17 protein-coding genes are annotated in these 19,743 nt (G+C 72.7%); 10 read left to right on the forward strand and 7 right to left on the reverse strand.

Going from position 1 to position 19,743, the window contains the following annotated elements:
• Window positions 1-101: 101 nt before the first annotated feature.
• Window positions 102-1,943, reverse strand: a complete 1,842-nt coding sequence (gene recQ / locus ACSNN7_RS19455) for a DNA helicase RecQ (protein WP_436682258.1) — start codon at window positions 1,941-1,943, stop codon at window positions 102-104.
• Window positions 1,944-2,168: 225 nt separating this feature from the next.
• Between recQ and rapZ the strand changes: the two genes are divergently transcribed.
• The 8 genes from rapZ (at window position 2,169) to ACSNN7_RS19495 (ending at window position 9,298) form a co-directional block, all read left to right on the forward strand.
• Window positions 2,169-3,080, forward strand: a complete 912-nt coding sequence (gene rapZ / locus ACSNN7_RS19460) for an RNase adapter RapZ (RefSeq protein WP_436682290.1) — start codon at window positions 2,169-2,171, stop codon at window positions 3,078-3,080.
• Window positions 3,077-4,039 (forward strand): gluconeogenesis factor YvcK family protein, encoded by a 963-nt coding sequence (locus ACSNN7_RS19465; protein ID WP_436682260.1) that lies wholly within the window; start codon window positions 3,077-3,079, stop codon window positions 4,037-4,039. The genes rapZ and ACSNN7_RS19465 overlap by 4 nt, the downstream gene beginning before the upstream one ends.
• Before the next feature lie 54 nt (window positions 4,040-4,093).
• Window positions 4,094-5,074, forward strand: coding sequence for a DNA-binding protein WhiA (whiA, locus tag ACSNN7_RS19470; RefSeq protein WP_436682262.1), 981 nt, complete (start codon window positions 4,094-4,096; stop codon window positions 5,072-5,074).
• Between the two features lie 344 nt (window positions 5,075-5,418).
• Window positions 5,419-6,423 (forward strand): type I glyceraldehyde-3-phosphate dehydrogenase, encoded by a 1,005-nt coding sequence (gene gap, locus ACSNN7_RS19475; RefSeq protein WP_436682264.1) that lies wholly within the window; start codon window positions 5,419-5,421, stop codon window positions 6,421-6,423.
• Window positions 6,420-7,676, forward strand: a complete 1,257-nt coding sequence (locus ACSNN7_RS19480; RefSeq protein ID WP_436682266.1) for a phosphoglycerate kinase — start codon at window positions 6,420-6,422, stop codon at window positions 7,674-7,676. The genes gap and ACSNN7_RS19480 overlap by 4 nt, the downstream gene beginning before the upstream one ends.
• The gene (gene tpiA / locus ACSNN7_RS19485; protein ID WP_436682267.1) at window positions 7,676-8,467 is read left to right on the forward strand and encodes a triose-phosphate isomerase; all 792 of its coding nucleotides are present in this window, start codon (window positions 7,676-7,678) and stop codon (window positions 8,465-8,467) included. Before ACSNN7_RS19480 ends, tpiA begins: the two co-directional genes overlap by 1 nt.
• A 95-nt stretch (window positions 8,468-8,562) precedes the next feature.
• A complete protein-coding gene (gene secG, locus ACSNN7_RS19490) occupies window positions 8,563-8,823 on the forward strand; it encodes a preprotein translocase subunit SecG (protein WP_334457352.1) in 261 nt (86 codons plus the stop codon).
• Between the two features lie 130 nt (window positions 8,824-8,953).
• Entirely contained in the window at window positions 8,954-9,298 is a 345-nt protein-coding gene (locus ACSNN7_RS19495; RefSeq protein WP_436682269.1) for an RNA polymerase-binding protein RbpA, read from the forward strand.
• Between the two features lie 49 nt (window positions 9,299-9,347).
• Here ACSNN7_RS19495 and pgl read toward each other — a convergent pair whose 3' ends face one another.
• The 6 genes from pgl to tkt all read right to left on the reverse strand — a co-directional run bounded on the left by pgl (window position 9,348) and on the right by tkt (window position 17,935).
• A complete protein-coding gene (pgl, locus tag ACSNN7_RS19500; RefSeq protein ID WP_436682271.1) occupies window positions 9,348-10,118 on the reverse strand; it encodes a 6-phosphogluconolactonase in 771 nt (256 codons plus the stop codon).
• A gap of 130 nt (window positions 10,119-10,248) precedes the next feature.
• Window positions 10,249-11,265 carry a glucose-6-phosphate dehydrogenase assembly protein OpcA gene (locus tag ACSNN7_RS19505; protein ID WP_436682272.1) on the reverse strand — a complete coding sequence of 339 codons (1,017 nt, stop codon included), beginning with the start codon at window positions 11,263-11,265 and terminating at the stop codon, window positions 10,249-10,251.
• A 61-nt stretch (window positions 11,266-11,326) separates the two neighbouring features.
• On the reverse strand, window positions 11,327-12,877 hold the full coding sequence (gene zwf, locus ACSNN7_RS19510) for a glucose-6-phosphate dehydrogenase (RefSeq protein ID WP_436682291.1): 1,551 nt from the start codon (window positions 12,875-12,877) through the stop codon (window positions 11,327-11,329).
• 2 nt (window positions 12,878-12,879) lie between these two features.
• Window positions 12,880-14,529 carry a glucose-6-phosphate isomerase gene (locus ACSNN7_RS19515; RefSeq protein ID WP_436682273.1) on the reverse strand — a complete coding sequence of 550 codons (1,650 nt, stop codon included), beginning with the start codon at window positions 14,527-14,529 and terminating at the stop codon, window positions 12,880-12,882.
• 72 nt (window positions 14,530-14,601) lie between these two features.
• Window positions 14,602-15,780 (reverse strand): transaldolase, encoded by a 1,179-nt coding sequence (gene tal, locus ACSNN7_RS19520; protein ID WP_436682274.1) that lies wholly within the window; start codon window positions 15,778-15,780, stop codon window positions 14,602-14,604.
• A gap of 16 nt (window positions 15,781-15,796) precedes the next feature.
• The gene (gene tkt / locus ACSNN7_RS19525; protein ID WP_436682275.1) at window positions 15,797-17,935 is read right to left on the reverse strand and encodes a transketolase; all 2,139 of its coding nucleotides are present in this window, start codon (window positions 17,933-17,935) and stop codon (window positions 15,797-15,799) included.
• A 265-nt stretch (window positions 17,936-18,200) separates the two neighbouring features.
• Here tkt and ACSNN7_RS19530 point away from each other — a divergent pair, with 265 nt between their 5' ends.
• Complete coding sequence (locus ACSNN7_RS19530; RefSeq protein WP_436682276.1) at window positions 18,201-19,154, forward strand: heme o synthase; 954 nt, start codon at window positions 18,201-18,203, stop codon at window positions 19,152-19,154.
• A 252-nt stretch (window positions 19,155-19,406) separates the two neighbouring features.
• Window positions 19,407-19,739, forward strand: coding sequence for a hypothetical protein (locus ACSNN7_RS19535; RefSeq protein WP_088975121.1), 333 nt, complete (start codon window positions 19,407-19,409; stop codon window positions 19,737-19,739).
• The last annotated feature ends 4 nt before the right edge of the window (window positions 19,740-19,743 follow it).

A 19,743-nucleotide genomic window follows, 5' to 3' on the forward strand; every position in this document is an offset into this window, starting at 1 on the left:
CGACTGGATCGCCACCCGCGGCTACGCCACCGCCTCCTGACCCACACCACGACGAAGGGCCGGCCCCCACCACGGGGGCCGGCCCTTCCGTCATACCTGGGTCAGTCCTCGGCCAGTACGGCGAGGATGCCCTCGCCGTACTTCGCCAGCTTGTTCTCGCCGACGCCGTTGATCTGGGACAGCCCCGCCAGTGAGGTGGGCGCCTCGGTGGCGATCTGCCGCAGCGTGGCGTCGTGGAAGATCACGTAGGCCGGCACGCCCTGCTCCTTGGCGGTGGCCGCCCGCCAGGCGCGCAGCCGCTCGAAGACCGACGCCGCCGCCGGGGTCAGGTCGGCGACGACGGTGGCCGCGCCCCGGGGCTTCGCGGACCGGCCGGACACCGGCCGCTCCGGCTCGCGGCGCATGGTCACCGTGCGGCGGCGGCCCAGCACCTCCGCGCTGGCCTCGGTCAGCGCCAGGGTGCCATAGTCGCCCTCGACGGCGAGCAGCCCCTCGGCGAGCAGTTGCCGGACCACCCCGCGCCACTCGGCCTCCCGCAGCTCGGTGCCGATGCCGAAGGTGCTGAGCGAGTCGTGGCCGTACTGGGTGATCTTGTCGGTCTGCTTGCCGAGCAGGATGTCGACGCAGTGCCCGGCGCCGAAGCGCTGGTTGCGCTCCCGGTCCAGCCGGAACACCGTGGACAGCAGCTTCTGCGCCGGCACGGTGCCGTCCCAGGTCTCCGGCGGGGTCAGGCAGGTGTCGCAGTTGCCGCAGCCGGCCGCGCCGGTCTGGCCGAAGTATTCGAGCAGCTGCACCCGGCGGCAGCGGACCGTCTCGCAGAGGGCCAGCATCGCGTCGAGGTGGGCGGCGAGGTTGCGCCGGTGGGCCAGGTCGCCCTCCGACGTCTCGATCATCTTGCGCTGCTGCACCACGTCCTGGAGGCCGTACGCCAGCCAGGCGGTCGACGGCAGCCCGTCCCGCCCGGCGCGCCCGGTCTCCTGGTAGTAGCCCTCCACCGACTTCGGCAGGTCGAGGTGGGCGACGAACCGGACGTCCGGCTTGTCGATGCCCATCCCGAAGGCGATGGTCGCCACCATCACCAGGCCGTCCTCGCGCAGGAAACGCTGCTGGTTGGCGGCGCGGGTGGCCGCGTCCAGGCCCGCGTGGTACGGCAGCGCGGCCACCCCGTTGGCGACCAGGAACTCGGCGGTCTTCTCCACCGACGCCCGGGACAGGCAGTAGACGATGCCCGCGTCGCCCGGGTGCTCGTCGCGCAGCAGGCTGAGCAACTGCTTGCGCGGCTCCTTCTTCGGCACGATCCGGTACTGGATGTTGGGCCGGTCGAAGCTGGCCACGAAGTGCCGCGCGTCGGTGAGCTTGAGCCGGCTGGCGATCTCCGCGCGGGTGGCGCTGGTCGCGGTGGCGGTGAGTGCGATCCGGGGCACCGCCGGCCACCGCTCGTGCAGCATCGACAGGGCCAGGTAGTCGGGGCGGAAGTCGTGCCCCCACTGCGAGACGCAGTGCGCCTCGTCGATGGCGAACAGGGCGATCCGGCCCCGGTCGAGCAGCCCGAGGGTGGCCCGGGAACCCAGCGCCTCCGGGGCGAGGTAGAGCAGGTCCAGCTCGCCGGCGACGAACGCCTTCTCGACCTGGCGGCGAGCTTCGAGGTCCTGGGTCGAGTTGAGGAATCCGGCCCGGACGCCGACCGCGGTCAGCGCGTCGACCTGGTCCTGCATCAGCGCGATCAGCGGCGAGACGACCACCGCCACGCCCTCACGGACCAGGGCGGGGATCTGGTAGCACAGCGACTTGCCGCCGCCGGTGGGCATCAGCACCAGCGCGTCGCCGCCGGCCACCACGTGGTCGATGACCTCCCGCTGGAAGCCGCGGAAGGCGTCGTAGCCGAAGACCCGGCGGAGCACCCGCAGCGCGTCCTCGGTGCGCAGGTCGGTGGGGGAGGTCATCCGCGGAGTCTACGAGCCCGCGCCGACAACCGGCCGCCGCCGACCCGCCGCGGGAATACCGGCCCGGCCGCCGCCGCTTCCCGAAATGGCCGGCCGGGTCGACACCGGGACCGCTCGGACGGGCGGGAACCGATCGACGCCGCCCGGCGGGATAGAGTCGCTGATCGACCATGCGTGTCCGGGACGAACCGGGCGCGACACGGCTGGGGGGTAGCGGTGAGCGAGGTGCGGACGGCCGACGGGTACGCCCCGGACGGCGGCGCGGCGACGGCGGAGGCGGACACCACACTGGTGGTGGTCACCGGGCTGTCCGGTGGCGGCCGCAGCACGGTCGCCCGGGCGCTGGAGAACGTCGGCTACTACGTGGTGGACAACCTGCCCCAGGCGCTGATGCTGGACATGGCCGAGCTGGCGGTCAAGGCCGGCGGCGCGGCCCGGCGTACCGCGATGGTGCTCGACGTGCGCTCGCGCGCCTTCTCCACCGACCTGGCCGGGGCGATCCGGGAGCTGCGGGACCGGGGCTTCTCACCCCGCGTGGTCTTCGTCGACGCCGACGACGAGGTGCTGATCCGCCGGTTCGAGAGCGTCCGGCGCTCGCACCCGTTGCAGGGCGAGGGGCGGCTGGCCGACGGCATCGCCGTGGAGCGCGGCCTGCTGGAGGAGGCTCGCGAACAGGCGGATGTGATCATCGACACCAGCCACCTGAACGTCAATCAGCTCCGTCGCCGCATCGAGGAGCTCTTCGGCGCCGAGGACGCCCGCCGGCTGCGGGTCACCGTCATCTCCTTCGGCTTCAAGTACGGCCTGCCGCCGGACGCCGACTTCGTGCTCGACGCCCGGTTCCTGCCCAACCCGTACTGGGTGCCGGAGCTGCGCGAGCACACCGGCCGGGAGGAGGCGGTCAGCGCGTACGTGCTGGGCCAGGAGGGCGCGGACGCCTTCGTCTCCGGGTACGCGGAGCTGGTCAACGCCACCACCGGCGGGTTCGAGCGGGAGGGCAAGCGCTACCTGACCGTGGCGGTCGGCTGCACCGGGGGCAAGCACCGCAGCGTGGCCATCGCCGAGGAACTGGCCGGCCGGCTGCGCCAGTCGGGTCTCGCCGCCAACGCGCAGCATCGGGACCTGGGGCGGGAATGACGGCGGCGAAGGTGGTGGCCTTCGGCGGGGGGCACGGGCTCTCCGCCTCGCTGCGCGCGTTGCGGCACTGCACCGGCGACCTCGATCTGGACATCACCGCGGTGGTCACCGTCGGCGACGACGGCGGCTCCAGCGGCCGGCTGCGCGCCGAGCGGGGTGGGCTGCCCCCGGGTGACCTGCGGCAGGCCCTCGTCGCGCTGGCCGGTGACCATCCGGCCACCCGGCGCAGCGCCGGGCTCTTCCAGCACCGGTTCGCCGGCGACTCCGGCGACGGCCTGGCCGGGCACGCGGTGGGCAACCTGGTGCTCTGCGGCCTGATGGAGCAGCTCGGCGACCCGGTGGCCGCGCTGGAGCATGCCGCGGCGATGCTCGGCGCGGTCGGGCGGGTGCTGCCGATGTCCCGCCAGCCGGTGGGCATCGAGGCGCGGGTGCGCGGTGCCGACCCGGACCGCCCCGACGAGGTTTGCACGGTGCGCGGCCAGCACCAGGTGGCGGTGACCACCGGCCGGGTGGAGTCGCTGCGGCTCACCCCGACCGCGCCGGACGCCTGCGCCGAGGCGGTCGCCGCGGTGGGCGAGGCGGACTGGCTGATCTTCGGGCCGGGCAGCTGGTATACCAGCGTGCTGCCGCACCTGCTGGTGCCGGGGCTGGCCGCCGCGATCGTGGCCAGCCCGGCCCGCCGGCTGGTCACCCTCAACCTGGCGGCCGAGAAGGAGACCCTCGGTCTCTCCGTCGCCGACCACCTGGCCGCCCTGCACTCGTACCTGCCGCAGCTCACCGTGGACTTCGTGCTGGCCGATTCCAAGGCGGTGGGTGATCCCGAACCGGCCGGACGTGCGGCAGAATCGCTGGGTGCCCGGCTGGTGCTCGCCCCGGTCGCCGTCACCGACGGCTCTCCCCGTCATGATCCGGCCGCGCTGGGCGCCGCGTTGGTGCCTGTCCTGGGCGCCGCTCGTTAAGCACGTACGTAATCACCGGCGACACGCCGGTACCGGTCCGTGGAGGGGCGCAGAATGGCGATGACGGCCGCGGTCAAGGACGAGCTGAGTCGGGTCGACGTGCCCAAGCCCTGCTGCCGGCGGGCGGAGATGGCCGCGCTGCTGCGCTTCGCCGGCGGGCTGCACATCGTCTCCGGCCGCGTGGTGGTGGAGGCCGAGCTGGACACCGGGGCGGTGGCCCGGCGGCTGCGCCGGGAGATCGCCGAGGTGTACGGCTATCCCAGTGAGATCCACGTGCTCGCCTCCGGCGGGTTGCGCAAGGGCAGCCACTTCATCGTGCGGGTGGTCAAGGACGGCGAGGCGCTGGCCCGGCAGACCGGCCTGCTCGACGTACGCGGCCGCCCGGTGCGCGGCCTGCCGCCGCACGTGGTGGCGGCGAACGTGTGCTGCGCGGTCTCCGCCTGGCGGGGCGCGTTCATGGCGCACGGCTCGCTGACCGAGCCGGGCCGCTCCAGCGCGCTGGAGATCACCTGCCCGGGTCCGGAGTCCGCGCTGGCCCTGGTCGGCGCGGCCCGCCGGATCGGCATCACCGCCAAGAACCGCGAGGTGCGCGGCGTGGACCGGGTGGTGGTCAAGGACGGCGACGCGATCGCCGCGCTGCTCACCCGGATCGGCGCCCACTCCAGCGTGCTGGCCTGGGAGGAGCGCCGGGTCCGCCGCGAGGTCCGGGCCACCGCCAACCGGCTGGCCAACTTCGACGACGCCAACCTGCGCCGCTCGGCCCGCGCCGCGGTGGCCGCCGCCGCCCGGGTGACCCGGGCGCTGGAGATCCTGGCCGACGACGCTCCCAACCACCTGACCGACGCCGGGCGGCTGCGCCTGGAGCACCGGCAGGCCTCGCTGGAGGAGCTCGGCGCGCTGGCCGAGCCGCCGCTGACCAAGGACGCCATCGCCGGGCGGATCCGCCGGCTGCTGGCGCTGGCCGACAAGCGGGCCCGCGACCTGGGCATCCCGGATACGGAAGCGGCCGTCACGCCCGAGATGCTCGTGGTCTGATAGGACGGTGGGGCTGCGCGACTTCAGCGAGCGCAGCCGGCGAAGTATCAGCCTGGGCGCCTCGGCCTCGCGTCGTCGTGGCGCGCGGCGTCCCGGACGACGCGAGGAGGGTCACCACCCGCCGCAGCGGGACGCGGCACGCTCGGATAGGGTCGCTGCGTACGGCAAGGGGGCCGGCACAGGCACTCCTCGCCGTGCTCACCGCCTCCGGCGGTCTAGGTCTTCACGGACCGCGGCGGGGTGGCCGAGATGAACCGTCAACGGCCGGCTCCAACGGTCGGCGCACACACCTCCGCCGGTCCGGGTCTTACGCCGGCGGACCAGAACGCGAGGAGATGGGACCTGTGACCATCCGGGTTGGCATCAACGGCTTCGGCCGGATCGGCCGTAACTTCTTCCGGGCAGTGCTGGCGTCCGGCGCTGACATCGAGGTGGTGGCGGTCAACGACCTGACCGACAACGCGACCCTCGCCCACCTGCTCAAGTACGACAGCATCCTGGGTCGCCTCCCGCACGAGGTGAAGGCCACCGCCGACGAGATCACCGTGGGCGGCAAGACCATCAAGGCGTACGCCGAGAAGGACCCGGCGGCGCTGCCGTGGGGCGACGTCGGCGCGGACGTCATCATCGAGTCCACCGGCTTCTTCACCGACGCCACCAAGGCCAAGGCGCACGTCGACGGCGGGGCCAAGAAGGTCATCATCTCCGCTCCGGCGAAGAACGAGGACGTCACGGTCGTCATGGGCGTCAACCACGACCAGTACGACCCGGCCAAGCACACCATCATCTCCAACGCGTCCTGCACCACCAACTGCCTCGCCCCGATGGCGAAGGTCCTGCACGACACGTTCGGCATCCAGCACGGTCTGATGACGACGATCCACGCGTACACCCAGGACCAGAACCTGCAGGACGCGCCGCACAAGGACCTGCGCCGGGCCCGGGCCGCCGCGCTGAACATCGTTCCCACCTCGACCGGCGCCGCCAAGGCGATCGGCCTGGTGCTGCCGGAGCTGAAGGGCAAGCTGGACGGCTACGCGCTGCGGGTGCCGATCCCGACCGGCTCGACCACCGACCTGACCGTCAACGTCGGCCGGGAGACCACGGTGGACGAGGTCAACGCCGCGCTGAAGGCCGCCGCCGAGGGCCCGCTCAAGGGCATCCTGGTCTACAACGAGGACCCGATCGTCTCCTCGGACATCGTCACCGACCCGGCGTCCTGCATCTTCGACGCGCCGCTGACCAAGGTCGTCGGCAACCAGGTGAAGGTCGTCGGCTGGTACGACAACGAGTGGGGCTACTCCAACCGCCTCGTCGACCTGGTCAAGCTGGTGGGTTCCTCGCTGTGAGCATCCGCAACCTCGACGACCTGCTCGCCGAGGGGGTGTCGGGTCGGCGCGTACTGGTGCGCGCCGACCTGAACGTCCCGCTCGACAAGCAGACCGGTGAGATCACCGATCATAATTCCGCCTCCGCGCCGCAAGGCGGCACTCCGGACGGAATGAGGATCGCCGACGACGGCCGCATCCGCGCGGTCCTGCCGACCCTGGGCGCGCTGGTCTCCGCCGGCGCCAAGGTGGTCGTCTGCTCGCACCTGGGCCGCCCGAAGGGCGCGCCGGACCCGCAGTTCAGCCTCCGTCCGGTCGCCGGTCGCCTCGGCGAGCTGCTCGACGCGCCGGTGCACTTCGCCGAGGACACCGTGGGCGACTCGGCCCGGTCCACCGTGGAGGCGCTGGCCGACGGCCAGGTCGCCCTGCTGGAGAACCTCCGGTTCAACAAGGGGGAGACCAGCAAGGACGACGCCGAGCGGGGTGCGTTCGCCGACCAGCTCGCCGCCTTCGGCGAGGCGTACGTCGACGACGCGTTCGGCGCGGTGCACCGCAAGCACGCCAGCGTCTTCGACGTGCCGGCCCGGCTGCCGCACGTCGCCGGCCGGCTGGTGCTGCGCGAGGTGGAGGTGCTCTCCACGCTGACCGGCGCCCCGGAGCGCCCGTACGTGGTGGTGCTCGGCGGCTCGAAGGTCTCCGACAAGCTGGCGGTCATCGAGGCGCTGCTGCCGACGGTCGACCGGCTGCTCATCGGCGGCGGGATGTGCTTCACCTTCCTCAAGGCCCAGGGCCACGAGGTGGGCAGCTCGCTGCTCGAGCAGGAGATGGTCGAGACCTGCCGCAACCTGATGGAGCGTTCCGGCGGGAAGATCCTGCTCCCGGTCGACGTGGTGGCCGCGGACGCGTTCGCCCCGGACGCCGCGCACGACACCGTGCCGGCCGACGGCATCCCGAGCAAGCGGGTCGGGCTGGACATCGGCCCGGAGACGGTGGCCGGCTTCGCCGCCGCGCTCAAGGGCGCGAAGACGATCTTCTGGAACGGCCCGATGGGTGTGTTCGAGATGGCGGCCTTCGCCAACGGCACCCGGGGGGTCGCCGAGGCGATCGCCAAGTCCGGCGCGTTCACGGTGGTCGGTGGCGGCGACTCCGCCGCGGCGGTGCGGGCCCTCGGGCTCGACGACTCCGCGTTCGACCACATCTCCACCGGCGGTGGCGCCTCCCTGGAGTACCTGGAGGGCAAGACCCTCCCCGGCATCGCGGCTCTGGAGAACTGATGGCGAGCGTCACCCGCCGGCCGCTGATGGCCGGCAACTGGAAGATGAACCTGAACCACCTCGAGGCCAACCTGCTGGTGCAGAAGCTGGCCGCGAGCCTCACCGAGAAGCAGCTCACCGACGTCGAGACGGTGGTCCTGCCGCCCTTCACCGACCTGCGCACCGTGCAGACCGCGGTGGACGGCGACAAGCTGCTGATCGGCTACGGCGCGCAGGACCTGTCGCCGTACCAGTCGGGCGCCTACACCGGGGACGTCGCCGGGCCGATGCTGGCCAAGCTGGGCTGCACGTACGTGGTGGTGGGGCACTCCGAGCGGCGCGCCTACCACTACGAGGACGACGCGATCGTCAACGCCAAGGTGGCGGCGGCGCTGGCCAACGGGCTCACCCCGATCCTCTGCATCGGTGAGGGCCTGGAGATCCGCGAGCAGCTGCGGCACGTGACGCACTGCTGCGACCAGCTCGACGGCGCCCTGCGGGGGCTCACCGCCGAGCAGGTGGCCAAGGTCGTCGTGGCGTACGAGCCGGTCTGGGCGATCGGCACCGGCAAGACCGCCACGCCGGAGGACGCCCAGGAGGTCTGCGGCGAGGTCCGCAAGCGGCTGGTCGAGACCTTCGACCAGGGCACGGCGGACCAGGTCCGGATCCTCTACGGCGGGTCGGTCAAGTCCTCGAACGTGGCCGCGATCATGGCGCAGCCGGACGTGGACGGGGCCCTGGTCGGCGGCGCCAGCCTGGACGCCGAGGAGTTCGCGAAGATCTGCCGGTTCCCGGAGCACACCGCCCGCTGATCGCTCGCTATCCTTGACTCCGCCCGTCCACCGGTCGGTGCCACCGTGCCCGATCTGTCCGGGCGAGGATCGTAACGAGAGGACTGACCCCAGCCATGCCGATCTGGTTCGCATACACGTTGATCGTGTTGCTGGTCATCACGAGCGTTCTGCTCACCATGCTGATCCTGCTGCACCGGGGTAAGGGCGGCGGGCTGTCGAGCATGTTCGGCGGCGGCGTCAGCTCCAGCCTGGCCGGCTCGTCGGTGGCCGAGAAGAACCTGGACCGCTACACCGTCCTGGTGAGCATCATCTGGTTCGCCTGCATCGTGGGGCTCGGCCTCTGGCTCAAGCTCCAGCTCAACACCGGGGCCTGATCCGGTCGGAGTCTCGGCGTACAATCTGCGCGCGGTCCGTTACGGACCGCGCGCAGTTCGTTGTGCACCGCCTCGCCGCCGCCCGCCCCCTCCCGGGCGACGGTCCCTCCGACGACAGGAGCGAGCAGCCGTGCCCAGTGGCAACGTCATCCGTGGCTCACGGATCGGGTCCGCCCCGGAACGCCCCGCCGAGCGCTACGAGCCCGCACCCCGCCAGCCGGTGACCTACTGGTGCCGCAACGGGCACGCCACCGAGATCAGGATGGCGGTGGACGCCGAGGCGCCCTCGCTCTGGGACTGTCCCCGCTGCGGGTTGCCCGCCGGCCGGGACGCGGAGAACCCGCCCGGCCGGACCCGCCCCGAGCCCTACAAGACCCACCTGGCGTACGTGAAGGAGCGGCGCAGCGAGGAGGAGGGGGAGGCCATCCTGGCCGAGGCCCTCGCCGCCCTGCGCCGCCGTCGCGGCCGGGAGTGACACGGCGGAGCCCCGGCCCCCACCGGGGCCGGGGCTCCTCGTTCGTCGTTCAGCGCAGGCTGCGCAGCCGCGGCGGCACGTCGGCCGCCGCCGACCGGTCCAGCAGCCAGAGGGTACGCGCGACGCCCTGCACGCCCGCGGCCGGCAGCTGCACCGACCCCGCCCCGGCCAGCGCCATGCCGACCGCGCGGGCTTTGTCGGCGCCGCTTGCCACCAGCCAGACCTCCTCGGCGGTGTTGATCGTCGGCAGGGTGAGCGTGGTCCGTACCGGCGGCGGCTTCGGGCTGCCCCGCACCGCGCTGACCGGCCGGTTGTCGTAGTGCACCGGGTGCTCGGGGAAGACCGACGCCACGTGCCCGTCCTCGCCGACGCCGAGCATCAGCACGTCGAAGTGGGGGAGCGCGGCGTGCCCCGGCCGGGTGGCCCGGGCCAGCTCCTCGGCGTACGCGGCGGCCGCCGCCTCCGGGTCGGCGCCGAGCGGGCCGTCGGAGGCCGGCATGGGGTGCACCCGCGCCGGGTCCAGCGGCACCGCGTCCAGCAGCGCCGCCCGGGCCTGCGTCTCGTTGCGCTCCGGGTCACCGGCGGGCAGGAACCGCTCGTCGCCCCACCAGACGTCGACGCGGGACCAGTCGACCGCGTCCCGGGCGGGCAGCGCGCCCACCGCTCGGTACACCGCCGCCGCGATCCGCCCGCCGGTCAGCACCATCGACGCCTGACCCCGGTCCGCCTGCGCGTCGAGCAGCTTCACCACCAGCCGGGCCGCCACCGCCTGCGCCAGCAGGTCGGCGTCGGCGTGTACGGCGACACTCGCCTCACTCATGTTGTGCCTTCGTCTCCCGACCGCTCTCGCGCGGTCCGTGTTCGTCGTGCCCGGGGGGCCGGTCGGCCCGTCCGTCGCGTCCCTGCCGTGCCGGGGCGGGCCCGCTGCGGCCCGCCCCGCGGCGACGCGGTCAGGGGGTGGCGCTGGTGCCGGCGTGCGCGGTGACTCCGGCCTCGGCCCGCTGGGCGGTGGCCGGGTCCTTCCAGACGTGTACCCGGCCGGCGGGCCGCTGGTCCAGCCCGGTGATGCCGGCCGCCGTGCCGAGCGCCTCGGCGTAGACCTGGTCGGCGTCGAGCCGGCGCAGCTCCTCGGCCAGCTCGTCACCGAGCGGGCGGCGGACCAGCGGCAGCGTCCGGTCCTCCTGGCCGCTGCGCCGGAACACCGCCACGCTGTCGTTGCGGGTGAGCGTCAGCTCGTCGCCGTTGGCGCAGCGCAACTGCACCTCGCGCATGCGGGGGAACTCGTCGGTGTGCTCCCACACCGGCTCGATGCCGAGCCGGGCCGCCAGCCAGCCGCGCATCAGCGCCGCGGTCGGGTCGGTGCGCGGCGCGACCACCGTCGCCTCGGTGACCCGGGCCTCGATGGTGTCGAACGCCCCGGCGACCAGGGTGCGCCACGGGGTGATCCGGGTCCACGCCAGGTCGGTGTCGCCGGGGGCGTAGTCCTGGGCCCGCCGGCGCAGCGCCTCGATCGGGTCGACCGCCTGGGCGGCGTCGGTGATCCGCCGGTCGGCGACCACGCCGAGGAAGTCGGTGGCGATCTCCGCCGGCGGATCGGCGTGCCACCAGGTCACCACCGGGACGTCCGGCACCAGCAGCGGCATCACCACGGACTCGGCGTGCAGGGCCAGCCGGCCGTACATCCGGGTCACCACCGCCTCGCACGGGCCGAGCCGCCCGCCGACCACGATTTCCGCGTCCAGCCGGTTGCGCTCCCGCTCCACGTCGGTGCGCACCACCACGAGCAGCCGGCACGGGTGGGCGGCGGCGGCGATGGTCGCCGCCGCCTCCGCCTCGCGGACCCGCTTCTCGTCCACCACCACGATGAGGGTCAGCGCCATGCCGCTGGCCACCCCACCCGCACTGCGCCGCTCGGCGGCGAGTGCCTTGACCACCTCGTTACCGGTGGTGTCCCACAGGCCGATCACTGGAGCCTCCCGGTCCGCTCGCCGTGCACGCGCACGCCGCTGTCTCCGCCTACCCGCGCGCTCATGCCCGCCGCCAGGCGCGGCCCTCGCGCGCCAGCATCTCGTCGGCCGCCCGGGGTCCCCACTCACCGGCCCGGTACGGCTCCGGGGTGGTGCCCTCCCAGGCGTGCTCCAGCGGGTCCACCACCTGCCAGCTCTGCTCCACCTCGGCGGCGTCCGGGAAGAGCGTCCGGTCGCCGATCAGCACGTCCAGCACCAGCCGCTCGTACGCCTCGGGGCTGGACTCGGTGAACGCCTCGCCGTACTGGAAGTCCATCGCGATGTCCCGGACCTCCATGGTGGTGCCCGGCACCTTGGAGCCGAACTTCAGCACCACGCCCTCGTCCGGCTGCACCCGGATGACGAGCTGGTTGGGGCCGAGCGACTCCATGTCGGCCGCGTTGAACGGCAGGTGCGGCGCCTTCTTGAACACGACCGCCACCTCGGTGACCCGGCGGGGCAGCCGCTTGCCGGCCCGGATGTAGAACGGCACCCCCGCCCAGCGGCGGTTCTGAATGCCCAGCTGCACGGCGACGTACGTCTCGGTGGTCGAGTCCGCCGGGACGCCCTCCTCCTCCAGGTAGCCGACGGCGCGTTCGCCGCCGACCCAGCCGGGCAGGTACTGCCCGCGCACGGTGCCCCGGGAGATGTCCTCCGGCAGGGTGATCGCCTTGAGCACCTTGAGCTTCTCGGTGCGGATCTCGTCGGCGTCGAAGCTGGTCGGTTCCTCCATCGCCACCAGGGCGAGCAGCTGCAGGAGGTGGTTCTGGAGCACGTCCCGGGCGGTGCCGACGGAGTCGTAGAACGCCGCCCGGGTGCCGATCCCGACGTCCTCGGCCATGGTGATCTGCACCGAGTCGACGTACCGGGAGTTCCACAGCGGCTCGAAGAGGTTGTTGGCGAACCGCAGGGCGAGGATGTTCTGGACCGTCTCCTTGCCCAGGTAGTGGTCGATCCGGAAGACATCCTGGCTGGTGAAGACGTCGTCGACCAGGTCGTTGAGCTCCTTGGCCGACGGCAGGTCGTTGCCGAACGGCTTCTCCACCACCACCCGGCGCCAGCCGCCGGACTTGGCGTTGTCGGCCATGCCGGTGCGGGCCAGCTGCTTGAGCACCACAGGGAAGGCCGCCGGGGGGATGGAGAAGTAGAACGCCGCGTTGCCCTGGATGCCGTGGGTTGCGCGCAGCTCGTCCAGGGTGGCGGCGAGCTGGTCGAAGGCGTCGTCGTCGTCGAACGAGCCGCCGACGAACTTGATGTTGCCGGCGAGCCGCGACCAGACCTCCTCGCGCCAGGGGGTGCGGGCGTGCTTCTTGGCTGCCTCGTGGGCCAGCGACTCGAAGTCGCCGTCGCCCCAGTCCCGCCGGGCGAAGCCCAGCACCACGAACCCGGGTGGCAGCAGCCCCCGGTTGGCCAGGTCGTAGACCGCTGGCAGCAACTTCTTGCGCGCCAGGTCACCGGTCACCCCGAAGATCACCAGAGCACAGGGCTCCGGGATCCGGGGCAGTCGCCGGTCCTGCGCGTCGCGCAGCGGGTTCACGCCGCCTCCTCGCTCCGTCTGGTCCATGTCGTTCATCGTCACGCCCGCCATCGTCCGATCGCATCCAGCAGCTGGGCCAGGCCCGCGGGCCTGTCGGTCAGGTGCAGCCGTAGCACCGGTCGACCCCGGTCGGCCAGCGCCTGCCGGTCGCCGGCGGCCTGCGCCGCCTGCAGCTCCGCGAAGGAGTACGGCCGCCCCGGCACTGGCAGATCAACGTCCGCCGCCCCGGTGAGCTGAAGATAGCTCCCGACCGGGGGGCCGCCCTTGTGGTACTGCCCGGTGGAGTGCAGGTGGCGCGGCGCCCACCCGAAGGTGACCGGCCGCCCGGCGACCTCGGCCAGCAGCGGCCGCAGCCGCGCCGCGTCCGCGTCGCCCACCCGGTCCAGGTACGCCGACACGGCGAGGTAGCCCGCGTCGCCCAGCCCGTCGAGCAGGTGGCGCAGCGCGCCGGCCAGGTCGGCGGGGGCGCCCGGCGGGGCGTACACCTCGATGGCGCCCTCGGTGGACGACGGTGCCTGAGCCGGCGGTCCGGACGCTAGGATCCGCTGGGTGTGCTCCTTGCTCGCGGCGACGTCCGGCTGGTCGAACGGGTCGACGCCGAGCACCACCGCCGCGATCGCGGTCGCGTACTGCCAGGTCAGGAACTGGGCGCCGAGCGGGCCGTTCACCGTCAGGTCGGGTTCGCAGCCGCCCCCGGGGACGTCCCCGGCGGTCAGCGCGCCGCCGTAGCTGACGGTCAGCACGTCCGGTCCGGTGGCGCCGGGCGCCTGCGGCGACTCCACCACCACCGGCAGCACACCGAGCCCGGCCTTGCCGGTCGACTCGGCGAGCAGCTGCTCCGCCCAGTCGCCCAGGCCGTCCAGGCCGGTGCCGTCGGGCACCAGGGCCACCTTGTCCCGGCCGGTGGTGGCCGCCGCGGCGAGCGCCGCCCCGAGCGCCAGGGCCGGGTTGTCCCGGTCGTGGGCCAGCGCGGCCGACAACGCCTCGGCGTCGTCCAGCAGCTCGGTCACCTCCACCCCGGCCAGCGCGGCGGGAACCAGGCCGAACGCGGTCAGCGCCGAGTAGCGGCCACCCACCTCGGGGTCGGCCGCCAGCACCACCACGCCCATCTCGTCCGCGGTGGCCTCCAGCGGGGAGCCCGGGTCGGTCACCACCACGAAGTGCCGGGCCGCCTCGGCCTCGGTCATCCCGGCGTCCAGGAAGGCCTGCCAGTACGCCCGCCGGTGGCTGTCGGTCTCCACCGTCGTGCCGGACTTGCCCGCCACCACGACCACGGTGTGCTCCAGCCGGTCGGCCAGCGCCGCCCGGACCCGCCCCGGGTCGGTGGTGTCGAGCACGGTCAGCGGCCGGCCCAGGGTGCGCGTGATGGTCTCGGCGGCGAGCGAGGATCCGCCCATCCCGGCGACCACCACGTGGTCCAGGTCGTCCAGCTCCGCCGCCAGCTCGGCGAGCTGGGGGAGCAGTTCCCGGCTGCGGCGGTGGGCGTCCAGCCAGCCGAGGCGGTTCTTCGCCGACGCCTCGGCGGCCGGCCCCCAGAGGGCGGGATCCCCGGCGGCCAGCCGGGCCGGGACGCCCCGGCCGGCCAGTGCGTCCCGTACCGACGCGGGCGCGGACCTGTCGACCGCGTCCGCGCCGTGCACGGCCAGCCCGGCGGACGCGTCCACCGGGCCGGCCAGCAGGTCACCCATGTCGCCACCTCGGCTGGGCGACGGCGTGGAGCGCCGCGGGGCGGGGCCCCGCGACGGGTCCGACGCCGTTGGTCACGCGTTGCCCCCGGCCTGTTCGGCGGCCCGTGCGTTGCCCTTGGCGGCCTTGTTCGGCGCGCCGGTGCCCTGCGCGGCGGCGGTGAGCGACTTGCGCACCCCGTCGAGCAGCTCCAGCCAGCTGGCCTCGAACTTCTCCACGCCCTCCCGCTCCAGGGTGGCGATCACGTCGGACATGTCGACGCCCACCGACTCCAGGTCGGCGAAGACCTTCCGGGCCGCGTCGTACGAGCCGGTGATGGTGTCGCCGCGGGTCTCGCCGTGGTCGGCGAACGCGTGGATGACCGGTTCCGGCATGGTGTTCACCGTGCCGGGGGCGATCAGCTCCTCGACGTAGATCACGTCGCGGTAGTCCGGGTTCTTGGTAGAGGTGGACGCCCAGAGCGGCCGCTGCGGGTGGGCGCCCGCGTCGGCCAGGGCCTGCCACCGGTCGGAGGAGAAGACCTCGCCGTAGCGCTCATACGCCAGCTGGGCGTTGGCGACGGCGGCCTTGCCGCGCAGCGCCTTGGCCTCGTCCGAGCCGATCTTCTCCAGCCGCTTGTCGACCTCCGAGTCGACGCGGGAGACGAAGAAAGACGCCACCGAGCCGATCTTGGACAGGTCGTGGCCGTTCGCCTTCGCCTGCTCCAGGCCGGCGAGGAAGGCGTCCATCACCGCGGAGTACCGGTCCAGGCTGAAGATCAGCGTCACGTTCACGCTGATCCCCTCGGCCAGGGTGGCGGTGATCGCCGGCAGGCCCGCCTCGGTGGCCGGGATCTTGATGAACAGGTTCGGCCGGTCCACCAGCCACCAGAGCGCCTTGGCCTCGGCGACGGTCCGGTCCGTCTCGTGGGCCAGCCGGGGGTCCACCTCGATGGAGACCCGGCCGTCCACGCCGGCGCTCTTGTCGTACGACGGGCGCATCACGTCGCACGCCCACCGCACGTCGTACGTGGTGAGCATGCGGACGGCCTCTTCGACCTCGATGCCACGGGTGGCGAGGTCCTTCAGCTGCCAGTTGTACTCGTCGGCGTCGCTCAGCGCCTTCGCGAAGATCGTCGGGTTCGTGGTCACCCCGGCCACGTGCTTCTCCCGGCGGAGCTGGTCCAGCCCGCCGGAGCTCAGTCGTACCCGGGAAAGATCGTCGAGCCAGACCGCCACACCCGCGGCGGTGAGCTCGCTCAGCCTGTCCGTCATGCCGTCCACGCTCCCCTCAGTTGCCCGTCGTGAAACCGGTGATGTCGCCCACCCGGGCCAGCGAGGCGTGTGCCGCCGCCACGATCCGGTCGGGGGTGAACCCGAACTGCTCGAAGAGCACGGTGTGCGGGGCGCTCGCGCCGTAGTGCTCCAGGCTGACGCTCTCGCCGAGGTCGCCGACGACGCCGCGCCACGACATCGCGATGCCCGCCTCCACGCTCACCCGTGCCTTTACCCCGCGCGGGAGCACCGACTCCCGGTAGGCCTCGTCCTGCTCGTAGAACCACTCCTGGCAGGGCATCGAGACCACCCGCGTGGGGGTGCCGTCGGCCTCCAGCCGCTCCCGGGCGGTGAGGCAGAGCTGCACCTCGGAGCCGGTGCCGACGATGATCACCTGCGGCTTGCCGTTGGACGCCTCGGCCAGCACGTAGCCGCCCTTGGCCACGCCCTCGGCGCTGCCGAGCTGCTCCCGGTCCAGCGTCGGCAGCGGCTGCCGGCTCAGCGCCAGCGCAGTCGGCCGGTCGGTGTGCTCCAGCGCCTGCCGCCAGGCCCAGGCGGTCTCGTTGGCGTCGGCCGGGCGGACCACGTCCAGGCCCGGGATGGCGCGCAGCGCGGTCAGGTGCTCCACCGGCTGGTGGGTCGGGCCGTCCTCGCCCAGGCCGATCGAGTCGTGCGTCCAGACGTAGGTCACCGGCAGCTTCATCAGCGCGGCCAGCCGCACCGAGGGGCGCATGTAGTCGCTGAAGACCAGGAAGGTGCCGCCGTACGGGCGGGTGCCGCCGTGCAGGGCGATGCCGTTGAGGATCGCGCCCATGGCGTGCTCACGGATGCCGAAGTGCAGCGTGCGGCCGTACTCGTGGCCCGGGAAGTCCTTGGTGGCGTGGGCGGCCGGGATGAACGACGGCTCGCCCTTCATGGTGGTGTTGTTGCTCTCCGCCAGGTCGGCCGAGCCGCCCCAGAGCTCCGGCAGCACCGGGGCGAGCGCCTCCAGCACCTTGCCGGAGGCGGCCCGGGTGGCCACGCCCTTGGCGTCGGCGGGGAAGGTCGGCAGCGCGTCGGTCCAGCCCTGCGGCAGCACCCGGCCGGACATCCGGTCCCAGAGCGCCTTGCGCTCCGCGTTGGCCTGCGCCCAGGCGTCGAACGCGGTCGTCCACTCCTGCTGGGCGGCGTCGCCGCGGCTCATCACCCGGCGGGCGTGGGCGAGGACCTCCTCGTCGACCTGGAAGCTCTGCGCCGGGTCGAAGCCGAGCAGCTGCTTGGTGGCGGCCACCTCCTCGCCGCCGAGCGCCGAACCGTGGATCTTGCCGGTGTTCTTCTTGTTCGGCGCGGGCCAGCCGATGATGGTGCGCAGCGCGATGAAGGAGGGACGGCCGGTCTCCGCCTTGGCCGCCAGCAGCGCCTGGTACAGCGCCTCCACGTCCTCGTGGTAGTCGCCCTGGTCGGCGTCGCCGGTGCGCCAGTCGACGGTCTGCACGTGCCAGCCGTACGCCTCGTAACGGGCCGCGACGTCCTCGCTCTTGGCAATCCGGGTGTCGTCCTCGATGGAGATCTCGTTGTCGTCGTAGATCAGCGTGAGGTTGCCCAGCTGCTGGTGCCCGGCCAGCGCGCTGGCCTCGTGGCTGATGCCCTCCTCGATGTCGCCGTCGGAGGCGATGCACCAGATGTCGTGGTCGAAGACCGAGCCGCCCGGCTCGCTCTCCGGGTCGAACAGACCACGCTCGCGACGGGCGGCCATCGCCATGCCCACCGCGTTGCCCAGGCCCTGGCCGAGCGGGCCGGTGGTGGTCTCCACGCCGGGGGTGTGCCCGTGCTCCGGGTGGCCCGGGGTGAGCGAGCCCCACTGCCGCAGCGACTGCAGGTCCTCCAGCGCCAGCGGGTAGCCGGAGAGGAAGAGCTGGATGTAGAGGGTCAGGCTGGAGTGCCCGGCGGAGAGGACGAAGCGGTCCCGGCCGGGCCAGTTCGGGTCGGCCGGGTTGTGCCGCATCACCCGGTTGAAGAGCAGGTACGCCGCGGGCGCGAGGCTCATCGCGGTGCCCGGGTGGCCGTTGCCGGATTTCTCCACGGCGTCCATGGCCAGCACGCGGACGGTGTCTACGGCCCGGCGATCGAGGTCGGTCCAGTTGAGTGCGGGGTGCTCGGGTCGGTTGGCAGCCACGATGGTTGTGCTCCTCGGCAGATGGGCGGAACCCTCACTGATGACCCTATCGAGCGGCCGTAAACGTCCGCCCGGGGATCACTGCACCCTGTGCGGTACGTGTCATCTCGGGCCGGTCGTTCAACCCGACGGTGTGACGGCGGGCACCGTTGTCGGGTCGCCCGGGCAGCCAATACGACGACGCGTAGTCTGTGGGTCGGTGTGTGGACCCTCCCCGGGTCCCGCCGCCCTGATCTCCCCTGCCGATGCCGGAAGGTGGCAATCCGTGAGCATGATCACCGAGCGCCCCGTCAGCAACCCTGCCGGGCAGCCGCCGGTGCGCACGGTGGTCGAGGAGCCGGCCCGCCGCCACCTCCGGTCGGTCGTCGCGGCGTACGTCGCGCTGACCAAGCCCCGCATCGTCGAGCTGCTGCTGGTCACCACCGTGCCGGCGATGATGCTCGCCGACGGCGGCCTGCCGTCGCTGTGGCTGGTGGCCGTGGTGCTGGTCGGCGGTTCGCTCGCGGCCGGCGCGGCCAGCGTGATCAACTGCTACATCGACCGGGACATCGACCAGCTGATGCGACGCACGAAGCGTCGTCCGCTGCCGGCGCACACCGTGTCGCCGCGCAACGCGCTCGTCTTCGGCCTGGTGCTGGCGGCGGTGTCGGTGGTGCTGATGGCGGCCTTCACCAACCTGCTGGCGGCCGGGCTGACCCTGGCGGCGATCGTCTACTACGACCTCGTCTACACGCTCTGGCTCAAGCGCACCACGCCGACGAACACCTTCTGGGGCGGCGCCTGCGGAGCGGCCCCGGTGCTGATCGGCTGGGCCGCGGTGACCGGCTCGCTGGCGCCGCAGGCCTGGGTGCTCTTCGGGGTGGTCTTCTTCTGGCAGATGCCGCACTTCTACCCCCTGGCGATGAAGTACAAGGACGACTACGCCCGAGCCGGCATCCCGATGCTGCCGGTGGTGGCCTCGGCCCGCCGGGTGAACGCCGAGATCCTGACCTTCGCCTGGATCACCGTGCTGCTCTCGCTGGCCCTCTGGCCGATGGGGATGAGCGCGATCTACGGCGTGCCGACGCTGGTCGTGGGCGGGATCTTCGTGGCCGAGGCGCACCGGCTCTGCCGCCGGGTGACCCGCGGCGAGGCCGTCAAGCCGATGCGGCTGTTCCACTGGTCGACGACCTACCTCACCATCCTCTTCGCCGCGGTCGCCCTCGACGCGCTGGTCTGAGCGCCGCCGGGTGGCCTTTCAGGCCCGCTCGTCGCTGTCAAGGCCATGAATTTCCGGAGTCGGTTTTCGGTCTGCGTCCCATCGCCTCAAGTCAGACGCAATGGGGCGATCCGGGCCGCCCGATTCGCCCCTACTTATCCGACAAGTACGGGCGAATCACCTGTGGTTCTCCTTAAACCTGTAGGTAATTGGCATCACAAATAGTTCATGGTTCTCGCACCTTCGGGTCGGTGTCTGCTTAGGCTTCCCGTCATGGCAGATGGTTCCGATACGACGCTGACGGCTGAGCAGACCGCCGAGCAGGCCCCCAACGGGCTGGTCTCGGGCATCAAGTCGTTCGCCGCCGGCCACGGTGGCGCGAAGGCGGTCATCGAGTACGTCGGCAAGCGTGGCGCACGGATCGTCCTCGTCGGCGAGGACGGCGCGTGGGCCGACCAGTTCGCCGACGACACCGTCGTGGCGCGGCAGGCGTGCGCCAAGGCGGGAGTCACCGTCGAGAACGCCTGGGAGCGTGAACTGATGGACCAGATGCGTCCGAGCAACGACCTCTGGCGGTCGATGGCCCGGCGCACGATGGCCCGTTGACATA

The sequence above is a fragment of the Micromonospora sp. URMC 105 genome (assembly GCF_051386295.1).
Taxonomy (GTDB): Bacteria; Actinomycetota; Actinomycetes; order Mycobacteriales; family Micromonosporaceae; genus Micromonospora.

Coding starts and splice junctions, on each gene's coding strand:
- recQ (WP_436682258.1), bottom strand. CDS start 1,943: ATGACCTCCCCCACCGACCTGCGCACCGAGGACGCGCTGCGGGTGCTC.
- ACSNN7_RS19465 (WP_436682260.1), top strand. CDS start 3,077: ATGACGGCGGCGAAGGTGGTGGCCTTCGGCGGGGGGCACGGGCTCTCC.
- whiA (WP_436682262.1), top strand. CDS start 4,094: ATGGCGATGACGGCCGCGGTCAAGGACGAGCTGAGTCGGGTCGACGTG.
- tpiA (WP_436682267.1), top strand. CDS start 7,676: ATGGCGAGCGTCACCCGCCGGCCGCTGATGGCCGGCAACTGGAAGATG.
- secG (WP_334457352.1), top strand. CDS start 8,563: ATGCCGATCTGGTTCGCATACACGTTGATCGTGTTGCTGGTCATCACG.
- pgl (WP_436682271.1), bottom strand. CDS start 10,118: ATGAGTGAGGCGAGTGTCGCCGTACACGCCGACGCCGACCTGCTGGCG.
- zwf (WP_436682291.1), bottom strand. CDS start 12,877: ATGAACGACATGGACCAGACGGAGCGAGGAGGCGGCGTGAACCCGCTG.
- ACSNN7_RS19515 (WP_436682273.1), bottom strand. CDS start 14,529: ATGGGTGACCTGCTGGCCGGCCCGGTGGACGCGTCCGCCGGGCTGGCC.
- tal (WP_436682274.1), bottom strand. CDS start 15,780: ATGACGGACAGGCTGAGCGAGCTCACCGCCGCGGGTGTGGCGGTCTGG.
- ACSNN7_RS19535 (WP_088975121.1), top strand. CDS start 19,407: ATGGCAGATGGTTCCGATACGACGCTGACGGCTGAGCAGACCGCCGAG.